General features: G+C 69.4%; 22 protein-coding genes and 2 tRNA genes. 12 read left to right on the top strand and 12 right to left on the bottom strand.

Going from position 1 to position 24,233, the window contains the following annotated elements:
* Nucleotides 1-142 precede the first annotated feature (142 nt).
* The 4 genes from DXK32_RS13525 to leuA all read left to right on the top strand — a co-directional run bounded on the left by DXK32_RS13525 (nt 143) and on the right by leuA (nt 4,059).
* Complete coding sequence (locus tag DXK32_RS13525) at nt 143-802, top strand: alpha/beta hydrolase (protein ID WP_114858985.1); 660 nt, start codon at nt 143-145, stop codon at nt 800-802.
* A 75-nt stretch (nt 803-877) separates the two neighbouring features.
* Nucleotides 878-1,252, top strand: a complete 375-nt coding sequence (locus DXK32_RS13520) for a CidA/LrgA family protein (RefSeq protein ID WP_114858984.1) — start codon at nt 878-880, stop codon at nt 1,250-1,252.
* On the top strand, nt 1,249-1,971 hold the full coding sequence (locus tag DXK32_RS13515; RefSeq protein ID WP_014241185.1) for an LrgB family protein: 723 nt from the start codon (nt 1,249-1,251) through the stop codon (nt 1,969-1,971). Before DXK32_RS13520 ends, DXK32_RS13515 begins: the two co-directional genes overlap by 4 nt.
* Nucleotides 1,972-2,361: 390 nt before the next feature.
* The gene (gene leuA, locus DXK32_RS13510) at nt 2,362-4,059 is read left to right on the top strand and encodes a 2-isopropylmalate synthase (protein ID WP_114858983.1); all 1,698 of its coding nucleotides are present in this window, start codon (nt 2,362-2,364) and stop codon (nt 4,057-4,059) included.
* A gap of 209 nt (nt 4,060-4,268) precedes the next feature.
* Here the strand turns inward: leuA and glyS are convergent, their stop codons facing one another.
* The 3 genes from glyS to DXK32_RS13495 form a co-directional block, all read right to left on the bottom strand.
* Nucleotides 4,269-6,356, bottom strand: a complete 2,088-nt coding sequence (glyS, locus tag DXK32_RS13505; protein WP_114858982.1) for a glycine--tRNA ligase subunit beta — start codon at nt 6,354-6,356, stop codon at nt 4,269-4,271.
* A gap of 4 nt (nt 6,357-6,360) precedes the next feature.
* Complete coding sequence (locus tag DXK32_RS13500; RefSeq protein WP_114858981.1) at nt 6,361-7,263, bottom strand: glycine--tRNA ligase subunit alpha; 903 nt, start codon at nt 7,261-7,263, stop codon at nt 6,361-6,363.
* A gap of 89 nt (nt 7,264-7,352) precedes the next feature.
* The gene (locus tag DXK32_RS13495; RefSeq protein ID WP_114858980.1) at nt 7,353-7,622 is read right to left on the bottom strand and encodes a hypothetical protein; all 270 of its coding nucleotides are present in this window, start codon (nt 7,620-7,622) and stop codon (nt 7,353-7,355) included.
* A 193-nt stretch (nt 7,623-7,815) separates the two neighbouring features.
* On the opposite strand from DXK32_RS13495, the gene DXK32_RS13490 reads away from it, so the two are divergent.
* Nucleotides 7,816-8,043, top strand: coding sequence for a type II toxin-antitoxin system HicB family antitoxin (locus DXK32_RS13490; RefSeq protein WP_038526563.1), 228 nt, complete (start codon nt 7,816-7,818; stop codon nt 8,041-8,043).
* A gap of 169 nt (nt 8,044-8,212) precedes the next feature.
* Here the strand turns inward: DXK32_RS13490 and DXK32_RS13485 are convergent, their stop codons facing one another.
* From DXK32_RS13485 to DXK32_RS13475, 3 genes are read right to left on the bottom strand one after another with little or no spacing between them, the layout of a single operon-like run.
* Nucleotides 8,213-9,085 (bottom strand): S49 family peptidase, encoded by an 873-nt coding sequence (locus DXK32_RS13485; protein WP_348981593.1) that lies wholly within the window; start codon nt 9,083-9,085, stop codon nt 8,213-8,215.
* Between the two features lie 51 nt (nt 9,086-9,136).
* On the bottom strand, nt 9,137-9,880 hold the full coding sequence (locus DXK32_RS13480; protein ID WP_205215712.1) for a tRNA1(Val) (adenine(37)-N6)-methyltransferase: 744 nt from the start codon (nt 9,878-9,880) through the stop codon (nt 9,137-9,139).
* A gap of 2 nt (nt 9,881-9,882) precedes the next feature.
* On the bottom strand, nt 9,883-10,098 hold the full coding sequence (locus DXK32_RS13475; protein WP_094301984.1) for a DUF2007 domain-containing protein: 216 nt from the start codon (nt 10,096-10,098) through the stop codon (nt 9,883-9,885).
* 110 nt (nt 10,099-10,208) lie between these two features.
* On the opposite strand from DXK32_RS13475, the gene DXK32_RS13470 reads away from it, so the two are divergent.
* The 4 genes from DXK32_RS13470 (at nt 10,209) to DXK32_RS13455 (ending at nt 12,258) form a co-directional block, all read left to right on the top strand.
* The gene (locus DXK32_RS13470) at nt 10,209-11,225 is read left to right on the top strand and encodes a polyprenyl synthetase family protein (protein ID WP_114859030.1); all 1,017 of its coding nucleotides are present in this window, start codon (nt 10,209-10,211) and stop codon (nt 11,223-11,225) included.
* Nucleotides 11,226-11,334: 109 nt separating this feature from the next.
* Nucleotides 11,335-11,411, top strand: a tRNA-Pro gene (locus DXK32_RS13465).
* A gap of 221 nt (nt 11,412-11,632) precedes the next feature.
* Nucleotides 11,633-11,709, top strand: a tRNA-Pro gene (locus tag DXK32_RS13460).
* Between the two features lie 135 nt (nt 11,710-11,844).
* Nucleotides 11,845-12,258, top strand: coding sequence for a hypothetical protein (locus DXK32_RS13455; protein ID WP_114858977.1), 414 nt, complete (start codon nt 11,845-11,847; stop codon nt 12,256-12,258).
* Nucleotides 12,259-12,262: 4 nt separating this feature from the next.
* On the opposite strand, the gene DXK32_RS13450 is transcribed toward DXK32_RS13455, so the two are convergent.
* Nucleotides 12,263-12,652 carry a carboxymuconolactone decarboxylase family protein gene (locus tag DXK32_RS13450; protein ID WP_114858976.1) on the bottom strand — a complete coding sequence of 130 codons (390 nt, stop codon included), beginning with the start codon at nt 12,650-12,652 and terminating at the stop codon, nt 12,263-12,265.
* Nucleotides 12,653-12,901: 249 nt separating this feature from the next.
* On the opposite strand from DXK32_RS13450, the gene DXK32_RS13445 reads away from it, so the two are divergent.
* Entirely contained in the window at nt 12,902-15,037 is a 2,136-nt protein-coding gene (locus tag DXK32_RS13445) for a hybrid sensor histidine kinase/response regulator (RefSeq protein WP_114858975.1), read from the top strand.
* Nucleotides 15,038-15,049: 12 nt separating this feature from the next.
* On the opposite strand, the gene DXK32_RS13440 is transcribed toward DXK32_RS13445, so the two are convergent.
* Together DXK32_RS13440 and DXK32_RS13435 are read right to left on the bottom strand one after the other, a co-directional pair.
* The gene (locus DXK32_RS13440; protein WP_114858974.1) at nt 15,050-15,238 is read right to left on the bottom strand and encodes a hypothetical protein; all 189 of its coding nucleotides are present in this window, start codon (nt 15,236-15,238) and stop codon (nt 15,050-15,052) included.
* A gap of 161 nt (nt 15,239-15,399) precedes the next feature.
* Complete coding sequence (locus tag DXK32_RS13435) at nt 15,400-15,630, bottom strand: SMc00767 family acetate metabolism repressor (protein WP_014241201.1); 231 nt, start codon at nt 15,628-15,630, stop codon at nt 15,400-15,402.
* 381 nt (nt 15,631-16,011) lie between these two features.
* Between DXK32_RS13435 and DXK32_RS13430 the strand changes: the two genes are divergently transcribed.
* Nucleotides 16,012-16,893 carry an NAD(P)-dependent oxidoreductase gene (locus DXK32_RS13430; RefSeq protein ID WP_114858973.1) on the top strand — a complete coding sequence of 294 codons (882 nt, stop codon included), beginning with the start codon at nt 16,012-16,014 and terminating at the stop codon, nt 16,891-16,893.
* Between the two features lie 247 nt (nt 16,894-17,140).
* Here the strand turns inward: DXK32_RS13430 and DXK32_RS13425 are convergent, their stop codons facing one another.
* The 3 genes from DXK32_RS13425 to DXK32_RS13415 all read right to left on the bottom strand — a co-directional run bounded on the left by DXK32_RS13425 (nt 17,141) and on the right by DXK32_RS13415 (nt 23,082).
* Nucleotides 17,141-18,544, bottom strand: coding sequence for an FAD-linked oxidase C-terminal domain-containing protein (locus DXK32_RS13425; RefSeq protein ID WP_114858972.1), 1,404 nt, complete (start codon nt 18,542-18,544; stop codon nt 17,141-17,143).
* 264 nt (nt 18,545-18,808) lie between these two features.
* The gene (locus tag DXK32_RS13420) at nt 18,809-22,417 is read right to left on the bottom strand and encodes a hydantoinase B/oxoprolinase family protein (RefSeq protein ID WP_114858971.1); all 3,609 of its coding nucleotides are present in this window, start codon (nt 22,415-22,417) and stop codon (nt 18,809-18,811) included.
* Nucleotides 22,418-22,527: 110 nt separating this feature from the next.
* On the bottom strand, nt 22,528-23,082 hold the full coding sequence (locus DXK32_RS13415) for a GNAT family N-acetyltransferase (RefSeq protein WP_114858970.1): 555 nt from the start codon (nt 23,080-23,082) through the stop codon (nt 22,528-22,530).
* 321 nt (nt 23,083-23,403) lie between these two features.
* Here DXK32_RS13415 and DXK32_RS13410 point away from each other — a divergent pair, with 321 nt between their 5' ends.
* Entirely contained in the window at nt 23,404-24,141 is a 738-nt protein-coding gene (locus tag DXK32_RS13410; RefSeq protein WP_114858969.1) for a TerB family tellurite resistance protein, read from the top strand.
* Nucleotides 24,142-24,233: the final 92 nt, after the last annotated feature.

Here is a 24,233-nt window from a genome sequence, read left to right as displayed (position 1 = left end):
CGCGTCACGAACCGCCTCCCGGCACAACCGGAGACGGTGCGGCGAGGTTCCGAAGCGACACGTCGAAGCAACACCTCGAAGCAACACGGGCACCCGGTGGCCTGTTAACGCCCGCGAGACCCTGGCAAGCCGGAGAACACCCATGCCGCTCCTGTCGGCGCAGATCGGTGACACCATGGACGAGGGATTCGCCCCCGTCCGCCTGGAGACCGACCGCGGCACCGTGGACGCCCGCCTTTATCCCGCCCCTGACGGGCACAAGGCGGCGGGAACGCTGGGGGTCATCTGGCTGGGCGGTGTCGGCGGCGGCTTCGACTCGCCGGCCCGCGGCCTTTACGCGCGGCTGGCGGAGGACCTCACCCCGGACGGCATCGCCTCGCTGCGCATCCGCTACCGCAACCCGCGCGCGCTGGACGAGGCGGTGTACGACGCGCTGTGCGGCCTGACCTTTCTCGGCCGGATGGGCATCCACCATGTCGCGCTGGTCGGCCATTCCTTCGGCGGGGCGGTGGCGATCCAGGCCGCGGCCTCCAACCGCGGCGCGGTCTGCACGGTGGTGACCCTGGCGACCCAGGGGCTGGGCACCGACGCAGTGGCGGACCTCCGCTGCCCGGTGCTGCTGGTCCATGGCGAGGCCGACGAGGTGCTGACGCCGATGTGCTCCATCCACGTCCACCGCATGGCGCGCGAGCCGAAGAAGCTGGTCCTGATGCCCGGCGCCGGCCATGGGCTGGACGAGACCGCCGAGGCCGTCTGCCGCGAGGTGCGCGACTGGCTCAAGGCTCAACTGCTGGCGCGGTAGGGCATATCCTCTCCCACCGCGGCAGGCTCCGGGATTAGGCTGCGGCCATCACCCCGAAACGCCCGGAGCCTGCCGATGCTCGGCACCCTGACCCTTCTTCTCTCCTGCCAGCTGGTGGGGGAATTGACCGCCCGCCTGCTGCATCTGCCCGTGCCGGGGCCGGTGATCGGCATGGTTCTGCTGTTCGTCGGCCTGCTGGTCCGCGGCGGCGTGCCGGAGCCGTTGCAGGAGACGGCGGGCGGCATCCTGCGCCACCTCTCCCTTCTCTTCGTTCCGGCGGGCGTCGGGGTGATGGCGCACCTGAACCGGCTGGAGGCGGAGGCCCTGCCCATCGCCGCCGCCCTGCTGGGCAGCACGCTGATCGGCGTCGCGCTGACCGCCTGGGTGATGAGCGCGCTGAGCCGCCGTGGCCCCGACGCCGAAACCGGCAACGGAGAGGACGCGTCATGAGCCCCGATTTCCATGAGATCTGGGTTTATCTGTCGGCCAGCCCGCTTGCCGGCCTGACCCTGACGCTGGCCGCCTATCAGGCGGGGATGTGGGTGTTCGAGCGGTTCGGGCGGCGGCCCGCGCTGAACCCGGTGATGATCGCGGTGCTGCTGATCGCCGCGACGCTGATGGTGGCGGGGATCGACTACCGCACCTATTTCGACGGCGCGCAATTCGTGCATTTCCTGCTCGGCCCGGCCACGGTGGCGCTGGCGGTCCCGCTCTACCGCCAGTTCCAGCAGGTCCGCCGCTCCGCCGTCGCGCTGCTGGTCGCCCTGCTGACCGGCTCCGCCGCCTCGGCCTTGAGCGCCGTCGGCATCGCCTGGGCGCTGGGCGCGTCGGAGCGGACCATGCTGTCGCTGGCGCCGAAATCGGTGACCTCCCCCATCGCCATGGGCGTGTCGGAACAGATCGGCGGCCTGCCGTCCCTCACCGCGGTCTTCGTGATCCTGACCGGGATCATCGCCGCCTCCTTCGGCACCTGGGTCCTGAACCTCGTCCGGGTGACGGACTGGCGGGCGCGCGGCTTCGGCCTGGGGGTGGCCGCCCACGGCATCGGCACCGCCCGCGCGCTCCAGGTCAACGAGGTGGCCGGAGCCTTCGCCGGGCTGGGGATGGGGCTGAACGGGCTGGTGACGGCGATCCTTCTGCCGGTCCTCTACCGCCTGTTCTTCACGTGACGCCCCGTTCCGCGAAAGAAGATTTCATGGAATCGTGGCTTGACAGAGCAAGCCTGCCTGCGCACAGTGTCGCCCATGACTCGCATCGACCACACGAACGCCCTTCTGCGACTTATCACCCCGGCGCTTTAAGCGTCCGGGTCGTCTGCGTTCGTCCGCCCTGTTCCCTGGTCGAAGTGTCTGTTTTCCCATGAGCACCCATTGCACGCGTCCATTCGGCACGCGCCCTTGCGGGGCGAAACGTGTCTCCCGGCTGGGGCCGGGGCTGCGACTTAGGAACGGTCGCTGAGCCGCCCGGCAGCTCGGCGACCGTAGTCCCGCCGGTCCCCACACGACACGAGACAACGCCCCGCCGCACAAACCGGGGCTCCCAAGGGATCACGAAGCGTCATGAACCACATCGCCACCCCCGCCGCCGCCACGTCTGCCAAGCATGAGAAGTACGTCCCCTTCGCCCCGGTGAAGCTGACCGACCGCCAGTGGCCGAACCGGACCATCGAGAAGGCGCCGGTCTGGTGCTCGGTGGACCTGCGCGACGGCAACCAGGCGCTGATCGAGCCGATGGGTCCGGACCGCAAGCGCGCGATGTTCGACGCGCTGCTGAAGATGGGCTTCAAGGAGATCGAGATCGGCTTCCCCGCCGCCTCGCAGACCGATTTCGACTTCTGCCGCGAGATCATCGAGGGCGGCAAGATTCCCGACGGCGTGACCATCCAGGTCCTGACCCAGGCCCGTGAGGAGCTGATCCGCCGCACCTTCGAGGGCATCAAGGGCGCCGAGCGCGCCATCGTCCACCTGTACAACTCGACCTCGGAGCTGCAGCGCCGCGTCGTCTTCGGGCTGGACCGCCAGGGCATCGTCGACATCGCCGTCGCCGGCACCAAGCTGATCAAGCAGCTGGCCGCCGAGCATCCAGAGACCGAGATCGTCCTGCAGTACTCGCCGGAGAGCTTCACCGGGACCGAGCTGGAATTCGCCCTGGAGATCTGTGAAGCGGTGATGGAGACCTGGGGCGCCGACGCCGGCAACAAGGTCATCCTGAACCTGCCGGCGACGGTGGAGATGTCCACCCCGAACATCCACGCCGACCAGATCGAGTGGTTCTGCCGCAACATGAAGAACCGCGACGCGGCGGTCATCTCCCTGCACCCGCACAACGATCGGGGCACCGGCGTCGCGGCGGCGGAGCTGGGCATGCTGGCCGGCGCCGACCGCGTGGAAGGCACCCTGTTCGGCAACGGCGAGCGCACCGGCAACGTGGACGTGATCACGCTGGCGTTGAACCTGCTGACCCAGGGCGTCGATCCGGAGCTGCGCATCGACGACATCAACGAGATCGTCCGCGTCGCCGAATACTGCACGCAGCTGCCCGTCCATCCGCGCCACCCCTACGCCGGCGAGCTGGTCTTCACGGCCTTCTCCGGCTCGCACCAGGACGCCATCAACAAGGGGCTGAAGGCGCTGGCCAAGTCCAACCACGGGACCTGGGAGGTTCCGTACCTGCCCATCGACCCGCAGGACCTGGGCCGCAGCTACGAGGCGGTGATCCGCATCAACAGCCAGTCGGGCAAGGGCGGCATCGCCTATGTGCTGGAGAAGGATTACGGCATCCAGATCCCGCGCCGCCTGCAGATCGAGTTCTCCAAGACGGTGCAGCGCATCGCCGACGAGACCGGCAAGGAGCTGGCCCCCGCCGACATCCACAACGCCTTCAAGGCGGAGTATCTGGACATCGACGCCCCGCTGGCCCTGATCGAGCATTCGACCGAGCCGCGCGGCCCGAACTCCGGCGCCCGCGTGCTGAACGTGGTGGTGTCGCGCGACGGCGTGGTCAGCACGCTGAAGGGCTCGGGCAAGGGTCCGATCGACGCCTTCCTGGACGCGCTGCGCCAGGGTGCGGGCATCGACCTGCATGTGGTGGACTACCGCGAGCACGCCGTCGGCGAGGGTGAGGATGCCCAGGCCTGCGCCTATGTCGAGGTGAAGACCAACGACGAGCGCACCCTGTTCGGCGTCGGCATGGACGCGGACATCGTGACCGCCTCGCTGCGCGCCTTGGTCAGCGCCGCCAACCGCGCCTCGCGGTAAGGGGAGCTTGGGGACATGAGAAAGGGGCGCCCGGTGGGGCGCCCCTTTTTTGTTGGGGTGGTGGGGAGTGTCCGAGACGGGCCCCCACCCTGACCCTCCCCCGCTGCGCAGGGGAGGGGAACTTGGCCCTCCCCTGCGCAGCGGGGGAGGGAGGGACCCACGCGCAAGCGTGGGAGGGTGGGGGCACCGCGACGGCACCCCCTGCCCCATCAACCCTCGATGCGCGAGAAGTCCGCCACCGCGTTCAGCGTCGCCCGGATCTGGCTGAGCAGCCGCAGGCGGTTGGCGCGCAGGTCGGCCTGCTCGGCGTTCACCGTCACCTTGTCGAAGAAAGCGTCCACCGGGCCGCGCAGGCGGGCCAGCGCCGCCATGGTGCCGGTGAAGTCCTCCTTCGCCAGCAGCGGCCGGGCCGTCTCGCCGGCACCGGACAGGGCGCCGTAGAGGTCCTTTTCCTCCGCCAAGGTCAGCAGGGCCGGATCGACCGGCTGGTCGTAGGCCTTGCCGTCCTTCTTCTCCTCGATGCGGACGATGTTGCTGGCGCGCTTGTAGGCGGCGATCAGGTTCGCCCCCTCCTCCGACCCTACGAAGGTCTGGAGCGCCTTCACGCGGGCCAGCAGGCGGACGAGATCGTCCTCGCCGCCCAGCGCGAACACCGCGTCCACCAGATCATGCCGCACGCCCTGGTCGCGCAGCGTGACCTTCAGGCGGTCGGCGAAGAAGGCCATCAGGTCGGTGGCGACGCCGTCGGCAGCGGCGAAACCGCCGACCGTGTAGGCGCCATGCGCGGCCTTGAAGAGCTGCGTCAGGTTCAGCCGCAGCCCGTTCTCCAGGATCAGCCGGATGATGCCCAGCGCGGCGCGGCGCAGCGCGTAGGGGTCCTTGGAGCCCGTGGGCTTCTCGTCGATGGCGAAGAAGCCGACCAGCGTGTCGAGCTTGTCGGCCAGCGCCACGGCGACCGACACCGGCGCCGTCGGGCAGGAATCCGACGGCCCGAGCGGCTTGTAATGCTCGGCAATGGCCTCGGCCACCGCCGGGTTCTCGCCTTCGCCCAGAGCGTAGTAGCGGCCCATGATGCCCTGGACCTCGGGGAACTCGCCGACCACTTCGGTCACGAGGTCCGCCTTGGACAGCAGGGCGGCGCGGGTCGCGGCGTCCGCGTCGGCGCCGATGGAGCGGGCGATCTCGGCGGCCAGCACCTGGACGCGCGTGACCTTCTCCGCCACCGTGCCGAGCTTGGCGTGGAAGGTGATGGCGCCCAGCTTGGACACACGGTCTTCCAGCTTGGTCTTGCGGTCCTGGTCCCAGAAGAACTTGGCGTCAGACAGACGGGCGCGCAGAACGCGCTCGTTGCCGGCGACGATGGCCCGGCCGCCGTCCGCCGTCACCGTGTTGGCGACCACGACGAAGCGCGGCGCCATCTTGCCGGCCTTGTCCAGCAGGGCGAAATACTTCTGGTGCGTGCGCATGGAGGTGATGAGAACCTCCGACGGCACGTCCATGAACTGCTCGTCGATGGTGCCGACCAGGGCGACCGGCCATTCGACGAGGCCGGCGACCTCCTCCAGAAGCCCGTCGTCGGGGGAGAGGGTCAGGCCCTCCTGCGCGGCCAGCGCCTCGGCGTCGGCCTTGATCTTGGCCTTGCGCTCGGCGCGGTCGAGCACGACGTGGGCGTCGCGCAGCTTGGCCTTGTAGTCGGCGAAATTCGTGACCGTGAAAGCGTCCGGCGACAGGAAGCGGTGGCCGCGGGTGCTGTTGCCGAACACCAGCTTGCCCTGCGCGCCGCCCAGGTCGAACGAGCCCTCCAGCACCGCGCCGCCGAACAGCGCGATGATCGAGTGCAGCGGGCGCACCCAGCGCACCGTGCCGGTGCCCCAGCGCATCGACTTCGGCCAGGGGAAGTCGCCCATGACCGCCGGAGTGATCTCGGCCAGCACCTCGGCGGTGGCGCGGCCCTTCTTCTCCGCCACGGCGAAGTAGAAGACGCCCTTGCCGGTGTCGCGCTGCTCGCACTGGTCGAGGCTGGTCAGGCCGGCGGACTTCAGGAAGCCGGCGACCGCCTGCTCGGGCGAGCCGACGCGCGGCCCCTTCTTCTCCTCGCGGACGTCGGCGGTGCGCTCGGCCAGGCCGTCGATCACCAGCGCGAGGCGGCGGGGGGTGGAATGGGCCTCGACCGACGCGAAGGTCAGGCCGTTGGCGGCCAGCTTCTCGGTGACCAGACGCTTGAGGTCGTCCGCCGCGCGCGCCTGCATGCGGGCCGGGATTTCCTCGGAAAAGAATTCGATCAGTAGTTCGGGCATGATCTTACTTGGCCCCCCCGGCGGTCCACGCCTCGCAGCAGGCTTTCGCCAGCGCGCGCACGCGGCCGATGTAGGCGGCGCGCTCCACGACGCTGATGACGCCGCGCGCGTCCAGCAGGTTGAAGAGGTGCGACGCCTTGATGCACTGGTCGTAGGCCGGCAGCGCGACGCCCTTGGCGATCAGCGACTGGCACTCCGCCTCGGCGTCCTTGAAATGCTGGAGCAGCATGTCGGTGTTGGCGTGCTCGAAGTTGTGGGCCGAATACTCGACCTCGGCGCGCTTGAACACGTCGCCGTACTTCACGCGATCCTTTTCATTCTGGGCGCCGTTGAAGTCCAGGTCGTAGACGTTCTCCACGCCCTGCACATACATGGCCAGACGCTCCAGCCCGTAGGTCAGCTCGACCGCGACCGGGTCGCACTCGATGCCACCGACCTGCTGGAAGTAGGTGTACTGGGTGACCTCCATGCCGTCGCACCAGACTTCCCAGCCGAGGCCCCAGGCGCCCAGCGTCGGGCTTTCCCAGTCGTCCTCGACGAATCGGATGTCGTGCAGCGACGGGTCGATGCCCAGCACCTTCAGGCTTTCCAGGTACAGCTCCTGCGGGTTGGCCGGCGAGGGCTTCAGGATCACCTGATACTGGTAGTAGTGCTGGAGCCGGTTCGGATTCTCGCCGTAGCGGCCATCCTTCGGGCGGCGCGAGGGCTGCACATAGGCCGCCTTCCACGGCTGCGGGCCAAGCGCGCGCAGCGTCGTCGCCGGGTGGAAGGTGCCCGCACCCACCTCCATGTCGTAGGGCTGGAGGATCACACAGCCCTGCTCCGACCAGAACTGGTGGAGCTTGAGGATCAGGGCCTGAAAGGACAGGCCGCGGCTGTCTTGGGAAGACCCGCTCGGGGAGGCCATCGGCGGTCACTTATGATTGGTGTGGAAAAACGCGCCGCACGATACGCGGCGGTATCCCCGGAATCAAGCGCCCGCCAAGGGTTACAGGTTCAGCGGCCGTAGGGGCAGACCGGCCGGCCGCAGGCCACGGCGGAGCGCGGGGCGACGTAGGCGCCGCATTCCGGGCACTTCTCCATGTCCTCGGCGGCCACCTGGGCCTGCCCGCCGCCGCTGGTGGGGGTGGGCTTTCCGGAACCGCGACGTTCCCGCTCGCGCAGGCGCTCCCGGCCGACCGCGCCGACACGGTTGTACCAGCGCCAGCCGAACCACACGGCGCCGATCACCAGGACCAGGAACAGGATCTTGGAGAGACTGAACATGGGAGGAGGATTAGGGGGTGCGGGGCCGCCCGGTCAAGAGCGGCCTTCACCCCAAGCGCACCCCGAACGGTTGAAGCAACGAAAATGGATCGAACATCGAAAGAAGCGCCCGTCCAGCACAAAGAATCCTTGTCGTCCGCAGCGGAAGCGGCACCTAATGGATGAAAACCGTGCGCAGAGGAGACGCAACGTCATGAACGCCAGCGCCTATCCGGTCATCGTCCGCCCCCTGCCCCCGGAACAGGGTGTCGGCTATGTGGCCGAGGTGCCCGACCTGCCGGGCTGCACCGCGGGCGGCGCCACCCCCGCCGACGCCAGCACGGCGGCGCTCGACGCCATCGCCGCCTGGATCGAGAACGCCCGCCGCACCGGCGCGCCGGTCCCGCCCCCGTCCGAACGCCTGCGCGAAGTCACCCAGTGAGAGTTTGGGATATTTTCAACGGGGCATAAGCCCTCGCACAGGGCCCCCACCCTAGCCCTCCCCCGCTATCGCAGGGGAGGGAACTCCGCCACACGCCCTCAATCCCCTCCCCTGCGCAGCGGGGGAGGGTCAGGGTGGGGGCCTCACGGCGACCACAAACCGAAAAAACTCAGAGGCCGTAGCGCGACCACAGCGCGCGTTCCTCGACGGCGGACAGAGCCGCCGCGGGGAGGTCCGCCGCAAGACGGTCCAGCGCGCCCGTGCCCACCGGCGCGTCCACGCGGAAGCCCATGCGGCGGAACCAGCGCCGGTCCTCCTGCACCACGCGCAGCCGGACCTTCTCGCCGAAGCGGCCGCGCAGCACGCTGCGCAGGTCGCCGATGCCGTCGATCAGCCCCAGTTCCAGCGACCGCCGCCCCGCCCAGAAGGCACCGGAGAACAGCTCCTCCTCCGCCCCGGACAGGCGGGCGCCGCGGCGGTCGCGCACCATGGCCTTGAACGCGTCGTGGATCTCCGCCTGGATCGCCTTCAGATGGGCCACCCCGTCCTCCCGCTCCGGCGAGAAGGGGTCGAGGATCACCTTCTTGTCGCCCGCGGTGTAGAGCCGCCGCTCGATGCCGTAGCGCTCGATGAATTCGTGCGCACCGAAGCCGGCGGACACCACGCCGATGGAGCCCAGGATGCTGCTCTCGTCCGCCCAGATCTCGTCCGCCGCGCAGGCCAGCCAATAGCCGCCGGATGCCGCCGCGTCCTCGCAGAAGGCGAAGACCGGCACCTTCTTCTCGGTGGCGAGGTCGCGGATGCGCTTGGCGATCAGCGCCGACTGCACGGGCGATCCGCCCGGCGAGTTGACGACCAGCGCCACCGCCGCCTGACCCTTCGGCGCGAAGGCGCGTTCGATCAGCCCGGCCATGCTGGACATGGTCAGGCCCTGGCGGAAGGCTCCGGCCTGACCGATGACACCGGACAGGCGGAGGACGGACACGATCGGCCCGGCGTCGCGCCAGGGGCCGAACGGGAGTTTGGCGAGCAGCTTCGTCATGTTCATCGCCGGTTGAAATGGTGCCGCTGAGGCTGGATTGAAAGAACCGGCTTAAGCGATCAGCGGGTCCATGTCGCGCAGAATCCTCTGCGCCTGCGCGCTGTAGGCACCGTCGGGGCCGTGCAGCACCAGCCCGGCGGTGAATCGCGCCGGCGAACGCCCCCCCTTCTGCGCCGCCAGCAGGAGGCGCCGCGCCTCCTCCCCCGCCTTCGGCCAAAGCGGGACGAGGGTCAGGGAGCCGAATCGGGCGCCGTGCAGGGCGGCCAGGATCTCGTCCACCCGGTCGGCCCGATGGACCATGGTCAGCGTGCCGCGCGGCTTCATCATCGTGGCGGCGAAGCGCACCCAGTCGGCCAGCCCCGCCTCCCCTTCCACATTGGCGGCGGCCTTCCAGGGGTCGGGCGGCAGGCTGGCCGCCCCGGCGCGCAGATAGGGAGGATTCATCATCACCCGGTCGAAGCTCCCCGGCACCAGCTCCGGCGGCGGGGCCAGCAGGTCGCCCTCACGGACGATCACCCGGCTTTCCAGCCCGTTGAGGGCGGCGTTGCGCCGGGCGAAGTCCGCCGCCTCCGCCCGCTTCTCCAGCCCGACGACCGTCACCCCCGGCACCCGGGCGGCGAGGCACAGCGCCGCCGCCCCGGTGCCGGTGCCGACGTCCAGCACCCGCTCCCCCGCTGCGGCGGCGGTGACGGCGGCGAGCAGCACCGGGTCGATGGCGGCGCGGTAGCCGGCCTGCGGCTGGTGCAGGCGGACGCGCCCGCCGAGAAGCGTGTCGAACGCCGTGTCGCTCTCCATCGTCACGCCCCCAGCTCCTCCCCGGCGTCGCGCAGCAGGCGGCAGGCGGCGGCGTGATCCTCCTCGGCCACCATCAGGCGGCGGGGGATGGCGCCGATGGAGCCCTCCAGGATGCTGGTGTGGGTGTCCAGCACGATCCCCTCGATTCCCGCGTCGGCCAGCAGGGCGAGAAGCCAGCTCAGACGGACCGGATCGGTGGTGCGCAGCAGTTCCTTCATGAAATCCCGGCTGTTCTGTGCCCTTATTCGCCTTGCGGACTTGACCGAAGAGGCTATGCCGTTATGCTCCCTGCCGGAATTCGTCACGTCAATCATCATTGGAGTCGACCTTGGCGGTCGTGACCAACCTCGAGCCGAAACGGCGGAAGTCCACCCCGCTCGACGATCTGACCGCCCTGGTGGCCGATGACCTGAGCGCGGTGAACGAGATCATCGTCCAGCGGATGCATTCGTCCGTCGATATGATCCCGCAACTTGCCGGCTATCTCATCGCCGCCGGCGGCAAGCGCCTGCGCCCCGTCCTCACCCTCGCCGCCGCCGAGCTGTGCGGCTACAAGGGCGAGGATCACAAGATGCTGGCCGCGGTGGTGGAGTTCATCCACACCGCCACCCTGCTGCACGACGACGTCGTGGACGAGAGCGACCTGCGCCGCGGCCTCGCCTCGGCCAACGCGGTGTTCGGCAACAAGGCCAGCGTGCTGGTCGGCGACTTCCTGTTCTCCCGCAGCTTCGAGCTGATGGTGGAGGTCGGGTCGCTGGACGTGCTGCGCATCCTGTCCAAGGCGTCCGCGGTGATCGCCGAGGGCGAGGTGCTGCAGCTGCGCACCACCAACGACACCGAGACCAGCGAGCAGGCCTATCTGGAGGTCATCAAGGCCAAGACGGCGGAGCTGTTCGCCGCCGCCTGCCGCGTCGGCGCCGTGGTGGCCGAACGCCCGCAGGCGGAGGAGCTGGCGCTCTACGACTACGGCATGAACCTGGGCATCGCCTTCCAGCTCGTCGACGACGTGCTGGACTATTCGGCCTTCCAGGCGAAGCTGGGCAAGACGGTCGGCGACGACTTCCGCGAGGGCAAGATCACCCTGCCGGTCGTTCTGGCCTTCCGCCGCGGCAACGACGAGGAGCGGGCCTTCTGGCGCCGCACCATGGAGGAGCTGGACCAGCAGGAGGGCGACCTGGAGCGCGCCCAGGAGCTGATGGCCAGGCACAACGCGCTGAAGGACACCGTGGAGCGCGCGCGCCACTACGGCTCCATCGCGCGCGACGCGCTGGGCCTGTTCCCGGACACGCCGGTGAAGGCCGCCCTGCTGGAGGTTCTGGATTTCGTGATCGAGCGCGATTTCTAAGCGTCGGGAACTTTTTCGCCGCCGGGGGTGATTTTCACGTTGCAGCCCCCGGATCGAGCGGCTATATACGCGGCCCACGGTGACGCCGGCCACGGCGCCACCGACGGACCGGAGAGTAGCTCAGCCTGGTAGAGCACTGCTTTCGGGAGGCAGGGGCCGGAGGTTCGAATCCTCTCTCTCCGACCAACACGAAAAGGGCCGATGCGGCAACGCATCGGCCCTTTCGCTTTTGGCCCTTTGGCTGTTCCAGCCCGGCCAACCAGCCGTTGCAGCGTCCCTTCCCCCCGCCTTTCGCAGCCCCGGCAAAAAAACATTCCGCAAATGCCGCTTATTCCCATTGCAGCCCGCGGGCAATGGGTCTATACACCCGCTCCACGGCGACGCTGGCAACGGCGGCACCGACGGACCGGAGAGTAGCTCAGCCTGGTAGAGCACTGCTTTCGGGAGGCAGGGGCCGGAGGTTCGAATCCTCTCTCTCCGACCAAAATGAAAGGGCCGATGCGGCGACGCATCGGCCCTTTCGCTTTTGACCCTTTCGCGTTTCCGCTCCACCGCCGCGGCACAGGCCGCGCTCCCGCCTGTTGTCCCTGGTAAGCGACACAAGACGGGGAGCGGACCCATGGAACAGGCGATCGGACAGGAACCCCAGGCGGCGGGCGGCCCGGTGGGGACCGAAATCGACCCCAAGGCCGTGGTGGTGTCCCGCGCGGTGCGCGACCTGCTCCAGCCCCACGGCTTCCGTCCCCGCGACATCGGCAGCGGCCTGGGCGGCGGCATGGCCTGGAACCGGCGCGGCGGCGACGACACCCACGAGATGATCACCTGCAATGGACGGTTGTCCGGCGACCCCGACCGGGCGGAATGGACCGCCGGACGCTACGGCAACCGCGGCGGCTTCGTCGAGGTCACCGGCCTGACGCTGCGCGGCGCGCTGGACGCCGTGGCGGTCCTGCCCCGGCCGGTGCGGGTGGACGGGTCGCTGGCCGAGGGCATCTACCCGTCGCTGGACGACGCCCTCGACGACATCGCGTGACGCGCTACTTCAGCGCCTCGTCGATCTCCACCTGATAGCCCTTGGCGAGGCGATTGGTCTCGTTGGCCATGCCGATGACGGCCATCAGCTCGCCGAACTGGGCGTCGGTCATGCCGGCGCGGCGCGCCGCCGCCTCGTGCGAGCGGATGCAATAGTCGCAGCCGTTGGTGACGCTGACCGCGACGAAGATCATCTCCTTGACCAGCGGGTCCAGCGCGCCGGGGGCCATCACCTCCTTCAGGCTCTCCCAGGTGCGCTTCAGGGTGGGCGGGTGGTGGGCGGTCATCTTCCAGAAATTGTTGACGTCCGGCACGTTGCGGGCCGCCTTGATGTCGTCGTAGACGGCGCGCACCTCGGGAGGGGCGTCGGCGTGCTCGATGGGCTTCAGGGGCATGGGTGATGGTCTCCGCGGCAGCAGGGCACAGATGAGGGGAACGATCCCCCGGCATTGTCGCCGCTTCCGCCCCGCGGGGCCACCGCGAAGGGTCCCGGCGTCCTATCTCCCCCGCTGAAGGTCATAGGGGCGCCGGAAAGTTCGGGTTGCTCCGGCTGCCGCGGACCGGCATAGCTTCCTGATTCCGATGGCCCGCGCACGGCGTCCCGCCCTGTCGCGCCCTCCCCGCCTTCACTTTCCCCAGAGCCCATGCCCCTCCGCCACCTCGACGCCCTGGCAACCGAATCGGAAGGAATGGTGCGCCTGCTCCGCATCCTTCTGGTGGCCGCCGTCCTGGTTCCCACACTGCTGTTCACCGCCATCGCCTGGCGCGACTTTCACGAGGAGGAGGCGCAGGCGGAGCGCAACATCCGCAAGACCGTGCTGATCCTGCATGAGCACATGCAGAAGGTCTTCGACACGGTCGAGCAGGTGCTGGACCGACTGGACGAGCGGACCGCCGGCATGAGCTGGGACGAGATCGGCCGTTCCAACGACCTGCACGGCTATCTGAGGACGCTGGTCGAGGAGCTTCCGCAGATCGGCGTCGTCGGGCTGGTCGATCCCAACGGCGCGGTTCGCAACGACAACCGGCTGTTCCCGGCCTCCCCGATCAATGTGGGCGACCGGGAGTATTTCCGCACCCAGGCGGCGGCCGACGCCGGCCTCCTGGTCAGCGAGGCGATCACCGGGCGCGGGTCGGGCAAGCGGCAGTTCAACGTCACGCGCCGCCGCTCCGCCGCGGGGGGACCGGAAGGGCCGTTCGACGGTGTGCTGCTGACCGCGGTGCTGACCGATTACCTGACCGATTTCTATCGGCTCGTCGTCGCCGGGCCGAAAGAATCGATCTCCCTCGTCCGCCGCGACGGCTCGGTCCTGGTCCGCTTCCCCCCGATCGGCGACCGGCAGGCCCGCCATGCCGCGGACAGCATTCTGCTCGGCGCGATGGCGGCCGGACAGACCGATGGCGTGTTCCGCACGCGGGGCCGCATCGACGGCGTGGCGCGGCTCAACGGCTTCATGCATGTGGCGCCGTACCCGCTCTACGTGACCTACGGCATCCCGATCAACGAGATCCGGGCCGGCTGGGCGCGCAACGTCCTGCTCTACGCGGCCTTCACCGTGCCGGCGGTGCTGGCCCTGGTCGGCATCACCCTGCTGGCGCTGCGCCGCGCGCGCAGCGAGATGCAGGCCATCCGCCGCTGGACCGAAGAGGCGCGCGCCCGCGAATCCCTGGAGAACGCGCTGCGCCAGTCGCAGAAGCTGGAGGCGCTGGGCCAGCTGACCGGAGGCGTCGCCCATGATTTCAACAATCTGCTGACCGCCGCCCTGGCCAACCTGCATCTGATGGAGCGGCACCTGCCGGCGGACGGCACGCGCTACCTGGATGGCACCCGCACCGCTCTGGAGCGGGCCCGGACGCTGACCGGGCAATTGCTGGCCTTCTCGCGCCAGGAGGCGGTGGACCCCAAGGTGATCGATCTGGGGGACGCCCTGCGAGGCATGGCCAATCTGCTGGAGCGGTCCATCCGCGCCGACATCGCCCTGGACTGGGCGCTTCCCAGCGCTCCGCTGCCGGTGGAGGTGGACCCGGTCCAGCTGGAGCTGGCGGTGCTGAACCTCGTGGTCAACGCCCGCGACGCGATGCCGTCGGGCGGGCGCATCCGCATCGCCGTCCGGCAGGAGGAAACGCCCGACGGCCCGTTGGCCGTTCTGGAGGTCACCGACACCGGCGGCGGCATGCCGCCGGAGGTCGCCGCCCGCGCCTTCGAACCCTTCTTCACCACCAAGCCGCACGGGAAGGGAACCGGCCTGGGCCTGTCGATGGTCTACGGCTTCGCCCGCCAGTCGGGCGGCAACGCCACCATCTCCAGCGCGCCGCGCCGCGGCACGGTGGTCCGCGTCGGCCTACCGGTGTCCAGCCGGGCGCCGGAGACCGAAGCGGTGCCGGACGCGACGGAGGCGATGCCCGCCGGCCCGGTGCGCCTGCTGGTGGTCGAGGACAACGCGCTGGTCCTGATGGCCACCGTGGAGGGGCTGGAGCAGGAGGGGTTCGAGGTGGTGACCGCCGACCACGGCGCCGCCGCGCTGGAGATCCTGGACCGGGACGCCGCCTTCGACGCCATCGTGACCGACGTGGTGATGCCCTACGGGGTGTCGGGGATCGATCTGGCGCGGCGGGTCCAGGAGCGCTGGCCCGGCATCCGGGTCCTGCTGATTTCCGGCTATAGCCCCGAATCGCTGAGCGGGCTCAAGGCCGACGCCGCCGTCCTGCCCAAGCCCTTCACCCCGGACCAGCTCGCCGCCCGCGTCCGCACCCTGCTGCGCACCGCGAAGACCGCCTGACGGCCGGAAGGGTCAGAGCAGAACGCTGATGAACATCGGCGCCCACAGCACCGCCGACCAGATCAGCCCCAGGAAGATGCCGTGGGTGAGGTCGGTGAAGGTCGGTTCCGACAGGCAGTGCATGCGCCAGAACGCTTCGCGGTCGTTCATGCCCTGACGCTGCCCGTGACGCTGCGGGGCGTGGTTCTGAGCGTCCTTCATGACCGTTTCCTTGCTGGGGCCAAAAGGAAGGAACCGGCGAAAGGCGCCGCGGTTCCGCACCACGGCGGGAACAATGGTGGGACGGAATGGGTCATGCTGAAAAGGAAAAGGCCCCCTGTCCTTTCGGACGGGAGGCCTTCCGGTCGGATGGGATGAGCCGCTTACTTGGTGCGGATCATCGGGGTGAGCTGGTCGCCCCAGTTGCCCGTCGCGTTGTGATAGCGGGCGGTGCGCATCAGCTCGACCGTCACGCCGGCTTCCACGGCCTTGACGACGGCGTCGTTCAGGCGGTGCAGGCTGTTGGCGAGGACGCGGATGGCGCTTTCCTGCTCGTCCGTGAGGTTCGAACGCTCGTCCGGCGGCGCATCCTGGAAACCCGACTGATTCGTCATGCGGCTATCCTTCCCTTGTTCTCCGGCCCGGGTCTTGCGGCCCCGGCTCTGCCCTGGTTCACCGGCACCGTTGCGCCGGCATGGCCGGGTGCTGCGCTGCAAACCCGGCATTAACGTCTTAACACATCACGCGCCGGTAGCAAGGGCGCGGCAAGACAACCTCGTTCGAAAGAGTCATGCCTCCCGCGGCAGAGTGCCGCTCCCCGGTGATGCAGGATGGGGGAAGGACCGCCGCGCTCTTCAATCGCGCGGCACTCGGCGGACGGCGTTTGATCGGGACGCGCTCCCGGCCTAGCTTGGCGATCCAAGGGCAGACGCCGACCGAAGGCGATCGCCGACAAGAAACGATCCGCAGCCGATACAACGAAGAAAGACAGGACCATGGCCGACACCGCGACCGATTCCCGCTCCGTCGCCTTTCTGGGGCTTGGCACGATGGGCTTTCCCATGGCCGGCCATCTGGCCGTCCGGGGCGGCCACCGGGTGACCGTCTTCAACCGCACCGCCGCCAAGGCCGGCGCCTGGACCGCCCGCTTCGGCGGCGCCAGCGCCGCCACCCCGGCCGAGGCCGCCCGCGACGCCGATGTGGTCTTCCTCTGTGTCGGCGGCGACGACGACGTGCGGGCGGTGGCCGGCGAGGCGATGACCGCCATGAAGCCCGGCACGATCATCGCCGACCACTCCACGGTGTCCGCCACCGTTTCGCGCGAGATGGCCGAGCTGGCCCGCGAACGCGGCCTGTTCTTCCTCGACGCGCCGGTGTCCGGCGGGCAGGCCGGGGCGGAGAACGGGGTGCTGACGGTGATGGTGGGCGGCGACGCCGACGCCTTCGCCCGCGCCCAGCCGCTGATGGCCTGCTATGGCCGCTCCGTCACCCACATGGGGCCGGCGGGCGCCGGTCAGCTGACCAAGATGGTCAACCAGATCTGCATCGCCGGGCTGCTCCAAGGGCTGGCCGAGGGCATGGCCTTCGCCCAGAAGGCGGGTCTGGACGGCCACAAGGTCGTGGACGTGATCGGGAAGGGAGCGGCCCAGTCCTGGCAGATGGACAACCGCGCCAAGACGATGCTGGACGGCAAATTCGACTTCGGCTTCGCCGTGGACTGGATGCGCAAGGACCTGGGCATCGTGCTCGGCGAGGCCCGCAACAACGGCGCCAGCCTGCCCGTCACCGCCCTGGTCGACCAGTTCTACGCCGAGGTCCAGGCGATGGGCGGCAACCGGCTGGACACCTCCAGCCTGATGACGCGCCTGACGCGCTGAACGGAGGGGCAGGGGCGCTCGCTTGAACGCGACGCGTGGGACATGTGGGCAAAAATCGACACGGATTTCACGGATCAAAACCGGATTTCACGGAACTGTTCGGCTTGGTCCATTTGAGACGCAGCCCGATCAAAGAGTCCGTGAAATCCGTGATCGAATCCGTGAAATCCGTGTCAATCTTGTCAGGCAACTGCGCGGCTTACCTCGTAGAACGAGGGCGCCGCGTCACGCACGCCCCGCCCTCGCCTCAGATGCGGACGACCTTGCCGGGGTTCATCCGGTTCTCCGGGTCGAAGGCGCGCTTCAGCTCGCCCATCACGGCGAAGGCGTCGCCGGCCTCCTTCTCCAGGAACTCCATCTTGCCGTAACCGATGCCGTGCTCGCCGGTGCAGGTGCCGCCCATGGCGAGCGCCCGGTCGACCATACGGTCGTTCAGGCGCTTGGCCTCGGCCATCTCCTCCGGCTTGTCGGGGTCGATGACGTAGACGAGGTGGAAGTTGCCGTCGCCGACATGGCCGACCAGCGGGGCCAGCATCGAGGATTCGGCGATGTCCTTCTTGGTCTCCAGGATGCAGTCGGCCAGCCGCGAGATCGGCACGCAGACGTCGGTCGGCCAGCCCTTGGAGCCGGGGCGCAGCGCCAGCGCCGCGTAATAGCCGTCGTGGCGGGCCTGCCAGAGCTTGGAGCGGTCCTCCGGACGGGTCGCCCAGGTGAATTCGCTGCCGCCGAACTCCGCGGCGATGGCCGCGACCATCTCCGCCTGCTCCTTCACCCCGGCGGCGGTGCCGTGGAACTCGAAGAACAGGGTCGGGGCGACCTTGTAGTCCAGTTTGGAATACTTGTTCACCGCGTCCATCTGGACCTCGTCCAGCAGTTCGATGCGGGCGACCGGGATGCCGGACTGGATGGTCTGGATCACCGTGTCCACGGCGCCGCGGATGTCGTTGAACGGGCAGACCGCCGACGAGATGGCCTCCGGGATGCCGTAGAGACGCAGCGTCACCTCGGTGATGATGCCGAGCGTGCCCTCCGCCCCGACGAACAGGCGGGTCAGGTCATAGCCGGCGGCGGACTTGCGGGCGCGCCCGCCGGTCTTGATGATCCGTCCGTCGGCCAGCACCACGGTCAGCCCCAGCACGTTCTCGCGCATGGTGCCGTAGCGCACGGCGTTGGTGCCGCTGGCGCGGGTGGAGGCCATGCCGCCCAGCGAGGCGTCGGCGCCGGGATCGATGGGGAAGAACAGGCCGGTGTCGCGCAGATGCTCGTTGAGCTGCTTGCGGGTCACGCCGGCCTGGACGGTGACGTCGAGGTCCTCCGGGCTGACGCGCAGGACCTCCTTCATGGTCGACACGTCGATGCAGACGCCGCCGGCCAGCGCCGCGACGCCACCCTCCAGCGAGGTGCCGGTGCCGAAGGGGATGATCGGCAGCTTGTGCTTGGCGCAGAGCGTGACGATGGCGCTGACCTCCTCGGTGGAGGCGGCGAAGGCGACGCCGTCGGGCGGGAAGTTGGGGTGGTAGGACTCGTCCTTGCCGTGATGCTCGCGCACCGCCGCGGCGGTGGTGAAGCGGTCCCCAAGCAGGGCCTTGAACTCGGCCTTCATCTCGTCGGTGAAGGCGACGCGAGGCTGGGCGGCGGGTACGGCGGTCATGGACGAATCTCCCCGGGAGTCCTTTTGGCACGGTGACGTGCGGTGGTAGGACCGGAGAAGCTAAGCCCCGCCGCCCGCGCAGACAAGCGACTCGCGCGCATGGGTGGGTGCCACGGCAAAGGCCCTCTCCCCCCTGGGGAGAGGGAGGGGACCCGCGCCACAGGCGTGGGGAGGGTGAGGGGGTTGTTCTTGTGCCGGACGTATCGCCACGCGCACCCCCCTCACCCTAACCCTCTCCCCGGAGGGGAGAGTGGATTGGCGCCGTCACGCCTCCTCGTAGCCACCGCCGCCCGGCGTCTCGACGACCAGCACGTCGCCCTCCCCCATGGCGGTCTTGTCCTGGGGGCCGAGTTCCTCCACCGAGCCGTCGGTGCGCTGGACCCAGGTGCGGCCGATCTGGCCGGGGGCGCCGCCCTTCAGGCCGAAGGGAGGCACGCGGCGGTGGTTGGACAGGATGGCGGCGGTCATCGGCTCCAGGAACTTCAGGCGCCGCACTACCCCGTCGCCGCCGCGCCAGCGCCCCGCCCCGCCCGATTCGCGGCGGATGCGGAAGCTGTCCAGCAACACCGGGAAGCGCCATTCCAGCACCTCCGGGTCGGTCAGGCGCGAGTTGGTCATGTGGGTGTGCACCGCGTCCGTCCCGTCGAAGCCGGGGCCGGCGCCGGAGCCGCCGCAGACCGTCTCGTAATACTGGTAGCGCTCGTTGCCGAAGGTCGTGTTGTTCATCGTCCCCTGGGCCGAGGCCAGCACGCCGAGCGCGCCGTACAGCGCGTCGGTGACGCACTGGCTGGTCTCCACGTTGCCGGCGACCACTGCGGCGGGGTAGCTGGGCGACAGCATGGTGCCCGGCGGGATGACGATCTCGATGGGCTTCAGGCAGCCCTCGTTCATCGGGATCTCGTCGTCCACCAGCGTGCGGAAGACGTAGAGCACCGCCGCCCGGCACACCGCCGTCGGGGCGTTGAAGTTGCTGGTGAGCTGCGGGCTGGTGCCGGTGAAGTCCACCCTGGCCGACCGCTCGTCCTTGTCGATGGTGATGCGGACCTTGATGACCGCGCCGTTGTCCAGCTCCTGCACGAACTCGCCGTCGGTCAGCACGTCGATGACGCGGCGGACCTGCTCCTCGGCGTTGTCCTGGACCAGCTTCATGTAGGCGTTGACCGTGTCCAGCCCGAACTGGGCGACGATGCGGCGAAGCTCCCGCGCGCCCTGCTCGTTGGCGGCGATCTGGGCCTTCAGGTCGCCCAGGTTCTGCGCCACGTTGCGCGCCGGTTGCGGTCCGGCGGTGAAGAGGGCGACGACCTCCTCCTCCAGGAAGCGGCCCCGCTCGACGAGCTGGATGTTGTCGAGGAGGACACCCTCCTGATCGATGGTCGTGCTGTCCGGCGGCATCGAGCCGGGGGTGATCCCGCCGACGTCGGCGTGATGCCCGCGCGAGGCGACGTAGAACAGCACGCGCTCGCCGGCCTCGTCGAAGACCGGGGTGATGACGGTGATGTCCGGCAGATGCGTGCCCCCGTGGTAGGGGTCGTTCAGCATGTAGACGTCGCCGGGATTCATGTCCCCTTGGCGCCGCTCGACGATGGCGCGCACGCTCTCGCCCATCGAGCCGAGATGCACCGGCATGTGCGGGGCGTTGGCGATCAGCCCGCCGTCCGCGTCGAACAGGGCGCAGGAGAAGTCCAGACGCTCCTTGATGTTCACGGAATAGGCGGTCTTCTCCAGCGTGAAGCCCATCTGCTCGGCGATGGACATGAAGAGGTTGTTGAAGACCTCCAGCATCACCGGGTCGGCCTTGGTGCCGATGGCGAGGCGCTGCGGCAGCTCCTCGAAACGGGTGAGCACGAGGTGGTTCTTGCGCGTGACCTCGGCGATCCAGCCGGGCTCGACTACCGTCGTGGCGATCTTCTCCCGGATGACGGCTGGGCCGGTCACGCGGTTGCCGGGCTGGAGCCGGTCGCGGTCGTAGACCGGTGCCTCGCGGTCGGCGCCGCCGGTGTGCAGGGTGACGGTGGCGAGGCGGCGCGGCAGCGCGCCGGTGACGCTGGGCAGGTCCTGGTCGTCGGCGCTCTCGGTGCGGCCCACCGCCTCCACCGACACGGCCTCGACCACCAGGGCCTTGCCCTCCATCATGAAGCCGTAGCGCTGGCGGTGCGCCGCCTCGAAGGCCGCGGCCATGGCGTCGAGCGGCCCGAAATCGACGACCAGCGGGCTGTCGGAGCCCTCCACCTTGATGTGCGCCTTGCGCAGGACGGCCAGCCGGTCCTCCGGCACGCCCTGGCGGAGCAACTCCATGCGCCCCTCGGCCTCCAGCGCGGCGAGCGTGGCGGTCAGCTCCTCGACCAGGGCCTCGTCGAGCCGGGCCTCCACCGCGCGCTCGCGGATCGCCACCGTGTCGGCGAGGCCGATGCCGTAGGCGGACAGCACGCCGGCGTGCGGGTGCAGGAAGACCTTGCGCATGCCCAGCGCGTCGGCGACCAGACAGACATGCTGCCCCGCCGCCCCGCCGAAACCGTTCAGCGTGTATTGGGTGACGTCGTAGCCGCGCTGGACCGAGATCTTCTTGATGGCGTTCGCCATGTTGTCCACGGCGATCTTCAGGAAGCCCTCGGCCACCTGATGCGGGGTCATCTCGGTGCCCAGCGCCTCGTTCACCTCCTCGGCCAGAGCGGCGAATGTCTCGCGCACGATGGCGGCGTCGAGCGGCTGGTCGGCGTCCGGCCCGAAGACATGGGGGAAGAAGTCGGGATGGAGCTTCCCGACCATCACGTTGCAGTCGGTCACGGTCAGCGGCCCGCCGCGGCGGTAGCAGGCCGGGCCGGGGTTGGCCCCGGCGCTCTCCGGCCCGACGCGGAAACGGGTCCCGTCGAAGAAGCAGACCGAGCCGCCGCCCGCCGCCACCGTGTGGATGTGCATCATCGGGGCGCGCATCCGCACCCCGGCCACCACCGTGTCGAAGGCGCGCTCATACTCCCCGGCGTAGTGCGACACGTCGGTGGAGGTGCCGCCCATGTCGAAGCCGATGACCCGGTCGAAGCCGGCCATGCGCGCGGTGCGCACCGCCCCGACAATGCCGCCCGCCGGGCCGGAGAGGATGGCGTCCTTGCCCTGGAACCAGCGCGCGTCGGTCAGGCCGCCGTTCGACTGCATGAACATCAGCCGCACGCCGGAGAGGTCCCCCGCCACCTGCTCCACATAACGGCGCAGGATCGGCGACAGGTAGGCGTCGACAACGGTGGTGTCGCCGCGCCCGACGATCTTCATCAGCGGGCTGACCTGATGGCTGACCGACACCTGGGTGAAGCCGATGGAGCGGGCCAGCGCCGCCACCTGCTTCTCATGGTCCGGGAAGCGGTAGCCGTGCATCAGCACCACCGCGGCGGCGCGGAAGCCGTCCTGGTAGGCCTGCTCCAGCTGGACCCGTACGGCGCGCAGGTCCACCGCCTTCAGCACCGTGCCGTCGGCCTTGACCCGCTCCGGCACCTCGGCCACCCGCTCGTACAGCAGTTCGGGCAGGACGATATGGCGGGCGAAGATTTTCGGGCGGGCCTGGTAGCCGATGCGGAGCTGGTCGCCCAGCCCCTCGGTGATCAGCAGCAGCGTGCGCTCGCCCTTGCGCTCCAGAAGCGCGTTGGTGGCGACAGTGGTGCCCATCTTCACCGCCTCGACCGCCTCGGCCGGGATCGGCTGGCCGGCGGCAAGGCCCAGCAGGTCGCGGATGCCCTGGATGGCGGCGTCACGGTAGCGTTCCGGATTCTCCGACAGCAGCTTGTGCGTGACCACCGACCCGTCCGGGCGCTTCGCCACGATGTCGGTGAAGGTGCCGCCACGGTCGATCCAGAACTGCCACCGGCCCTGCGCTTGGGACGCCATACCCCACTCCCTGATGTTTCCGATTTCCGGGGAGTGTGACGATACGCCGCCGCAGGTCAAGCCGGGGAGGACGAAAGGGTGGGATGCGTCCCTTTTCCCTCTCCGTCCGGTCAGGCCGCCTTGAGCAACGCCGGCAAACCGTCCAGCACGGCGTTCACGGCCCCCGCCCCATCCTCGAACGCCTCCAGCGCCAGCGAGAACTGCGAAGGACGCGGCAGGTCGATGGTGATGGCGAACTCCCCGCCGTCACGCTCCATGCGACCGCCGAAGCGGCGCGACAGGGCCCGCATGCGGGTGTTGTCGGACAGGCACATCATATGGACCTGCCGGATGCCCCGGTTGGCGGCGATGGACAGCGAGCGGCGGACCAGGGTGGAGCCGACGCCCCGCCCCTGAAAGCCGTTCTCGACGCTGATCGCCAGCTCCGCGGCACCCGGCCACAGCAGCCGGTCGAAGCACAGCTCCACCGCGCCCCGCAGTTCACCGCGGTCGAACAGGCCGAGCAGCGCGGTCCGCGTCCAGTCGAGCGACTCGCAATGCTGGGTGATGACCGCGTCGGAGACGGTGCCGGTGAAGCGGGCGTAGCGGTCCGCCTTGTCCAGCCGCAGCAGATGCGCGCGGTAGTGGCCGCGCTCGGCGGGGAGAAGCTTGCGGATGGCGGACATGGGGGGACTCGTGGCGCTGGTGATTCGGGACATCGCACCGCTTCGCGTCGTCCGCTTCCCCATCGGCGGCCTGGACCGGCCGCCCGTCTTTGTTGCGGCGCAACATGGCGAAGGAGCGGCCGAAGGGCAAGGCCCCTGAAGACGACGGCACGACTCTGTTGCAGTGCAGCAACATCTCGCCTCGCCGGAAAATCCCATACCCCCAATGGATGAAAAGGGCGCGGCGCGCGAAGATTTTGGGAAACAACGAAAAAGTATGGGCCGGTTGGCGCGGTGCCGGACTGCCGGTATGCTGCTCCCGCGGGCGAAAGGCGGATAAAAATGAGCATCTGGGGCAGCGTCCTGGGCGGGGCGGCCGGTTTCACCATCGGCGGCCCGATCGGGGGCCTGATCGGCTTGGCCGCCGGCTACGCCGTGGGACGCGGCATCCGCGGCCTGTGCGGCCCGGCGGACGCCACCAAGTCCATCGCCTTCACCATCGGCGTGATCGCCCTGTCGGCGAAGATGGCCCGCGCCGACGGCGTGGTGAAGCGGGTGGAGGTGGACACCTTCAAGCGCCTGTTCCGCGTCCCGCCGGAGGAGCTGGACACGGTGGGCCACGTCTTCGACCTCGCCCGCAAGGACACCCACGGCTTCGAGGACTACGCCCAGCAGATCGCCGGCCTGTTCGAGGACCGCCGCGCCGTGCTGGAGGAGCTGCTCGACAGCCTGCTGGCCATCGCCGAGGCCGACGACGAGCTGCACGAGACGGAGGTCGAGTATCTGCGCACCGTCGCCCACATCTTCGGCTTCACCGACGAGGAGTTCGAGCGCATCGTCGCCGGCCACCACATCGCCGGCACGCCGAACGAGACCGATCCCTACGGCGTGCTCGGCGTCTCCCGCCGGGCGAGCGACGAGGCGGTCAAGGCCGCCCACCGCCGTCTGGTGCGCGAGCATCACCCGGACCTGCTGATCGCCCAGGGCATGCCGCAGGAGTTCGTCGATCTGGCGACGCAGAAAATCGCCGCCATCAACGCCGCCTTCGACCGCATCGAGAAGGAGCGCGGGCGGGGGTGAGAGGGGGTTTCATTGCCCCTCTCCCAACCTCCCCCCGCTTCGCAGGGGGAGGAGCCGTTCCCTCCCCTGCGAAGCGGGGGAGGGTTAGGGAG

Source organism: Azospirillum brasilense (assembly GCF_003349955.1).
In the GTDB taxonomy this organism is placed as follows: Bacteria; Pseudomonadota; Alphaproteobacteria; order Azospirillales; family Azospirillaceae; genus Azospirillum; species Azospirillum brasilense_B.
The sequence above is the reverse complement of the archived record's forward strand: the minus strand, read 5'-3'. Positions and strand labels throughout refer to the sequence as shown.

What these genes read in the sequence shown, in the direction of transcription:
- DXK32_RS13525 (WP_114858985.1), top strand. Translation starts at nt 143, where the DNA reads ATGCCGCTCCTGTCGGCGCAGATCGGTGACACCATGGACGAGGGATTC.
- DXK32_RS13520 (WP_114858984.1), top strand. Translation starts at nt 878, where the DNA reads ATGCTCGGCACCCTGACCCTTCTTCTCTCCTGCCAGCTGGTGGGGGAA.
- DXK32_RS13515 (WP_014241185.1), top strand. Translation starts at nt 1,249, where the DNA reads ATGAGCCCCGATTTCCATGAGATCTGGGTTTATCTGTCGGCCAGCCCG.
- leuA (WP_114858983.1), top strand. Translation starts at nt 2,362, where the DNA reads ATGAACCACATCGCCACCCCCGCCGCCGCCACGTCTGCCAAGCATGAG.
- glyS (WP_114858982.1), bottom strand. Translation starts at nt 6,356, where the DNA reads ATGCCCGAACTACTGATCGAATTCTTTTCCGAGGAAATCCCGGCCCGC.
- DXK32_RS13500 (WP_114858981.1), bottom strand. Translation starts at nt 7,263, where the DNA reads ATGGCCTCCCCGAGCGGGTCTTCCCAAGACAGCCGCGGCCTGTCCTTT.
- DXK32_RS13495 (WP_114858980.1), bottom strand. Translation starts at nt 7,622, where the DNA reads ATGTTCAGTCTCTCCAAGATCCTGTTCCTGGTCCTGGTGATCGGCGCC.
- DXK32_RS13490 (WP_038526563.1), top strand. Translation starts at nt 7,816, where the DNA reads ATGAACGCCAGCGCCTATCCGGTCATCGTCCGCCCCCTGCCCCCGGAA.
- DXK32_RS13485 (WP_348981593.1), bottom strand. Translation starts at nt 9,085, where the DNA reads ATGACGAAGCTGCTCGCCAAACTCCCGTTCGGCCCCTGGCGCGACGCC.
- DXK32_RS13480 (WP_205215712.1), bottom strand. Translation starts at nt 9,880, where the DNA reads ATGGAGAGCGACACGGCGTTCGACACGCTTCTCGGCGGGCGCGTCCGC.
- DXK32_RS13475 (WP_094301984.1), bottom strand. Translation starts at nt 10,098, where the DNA reads ATGAAGGAACTGCTGCGCACCACCGATCCGGTCCGTCTGAGCTGGCTT.
- DXK32_RS13455 (WP_114858977.1), top strand. Translation starts at nt 11,845, where the DNA reads ATGGAACAGGCGATCGGACAGGAACCCCAGGCGGCGGGCGGCCCGGTG.
- DXK32_RS13450 (WP_114858976.1), bottom strand. Translation starts at nt 12,652, where the DNA reads ATGCCCCTGAAGCCCATCGAGCACGCCGACGCCCCTCCCGAGGTGCGC.
- DXK32_RS13445 (WP_114858975.1), top strand. Translation starts at nt 12,902, where the DNA reads ATGCCCCTCCGCCACCTCGACGCCCTGGCAACCGAATCGGAAGGAATG.
- DXK32_RS13440 (WP_114858974.1), bottom strand. Translation starts at nt 15,238, where the DNA reads ATGAAGGACGCTCAGAACCACGCCCCGCAGCGTCACGGGCAGCGTCAG.
- DXK32_RS13435 (WP_014241201.1), bottom strand. Translation starts at nt 15,630, where the DNA reads ATGACGAATCAGTCGGGTTTCCAGGATGCGCCGCCGGACGAGCGTTCG.
- DXK32_RS13430 (WP_114858973.1), top strand. Translation starts at nt 16,012, where the DNA reads ATGGCCGACACCGCGACCGATTCCCGCTCCGTCGCCTTTCTGGGGCTT.
- DXK32_RS13425 (WP_114858972.1), bottom strand. Translation starts at nt 18,544, where the DNA reads ATGACCGCCGTACCCGCCGCCCAGCCTCGCGTCGCCTTCACCGACGAG.
- DXK32_RS13420 (WP_114858971.1), bottom strand. Translation starts at nt 22,417, where the DNA reads ATGGCGTCCCAAGCGCAGGGCCGGTGGCAGTTCTGGATCGACCGTGGC.
- DXK32_RS13415 (WP_114858970.1), bottom strand. Translation starts at nt 23,082, where the DNA reads ATGTCCGCCATCCGCAAGCTTCTCCCCGCCGAGCGCGGCCACTACCGC.
- DXK32_RS13410 (WP_114858969.1), top strand. Translation starts at nt 23,404, where the DNA reads ATGAGCATCTGGGGCAGCGTCCTGGGCGGGGCGGCCGGTTTCACCATC.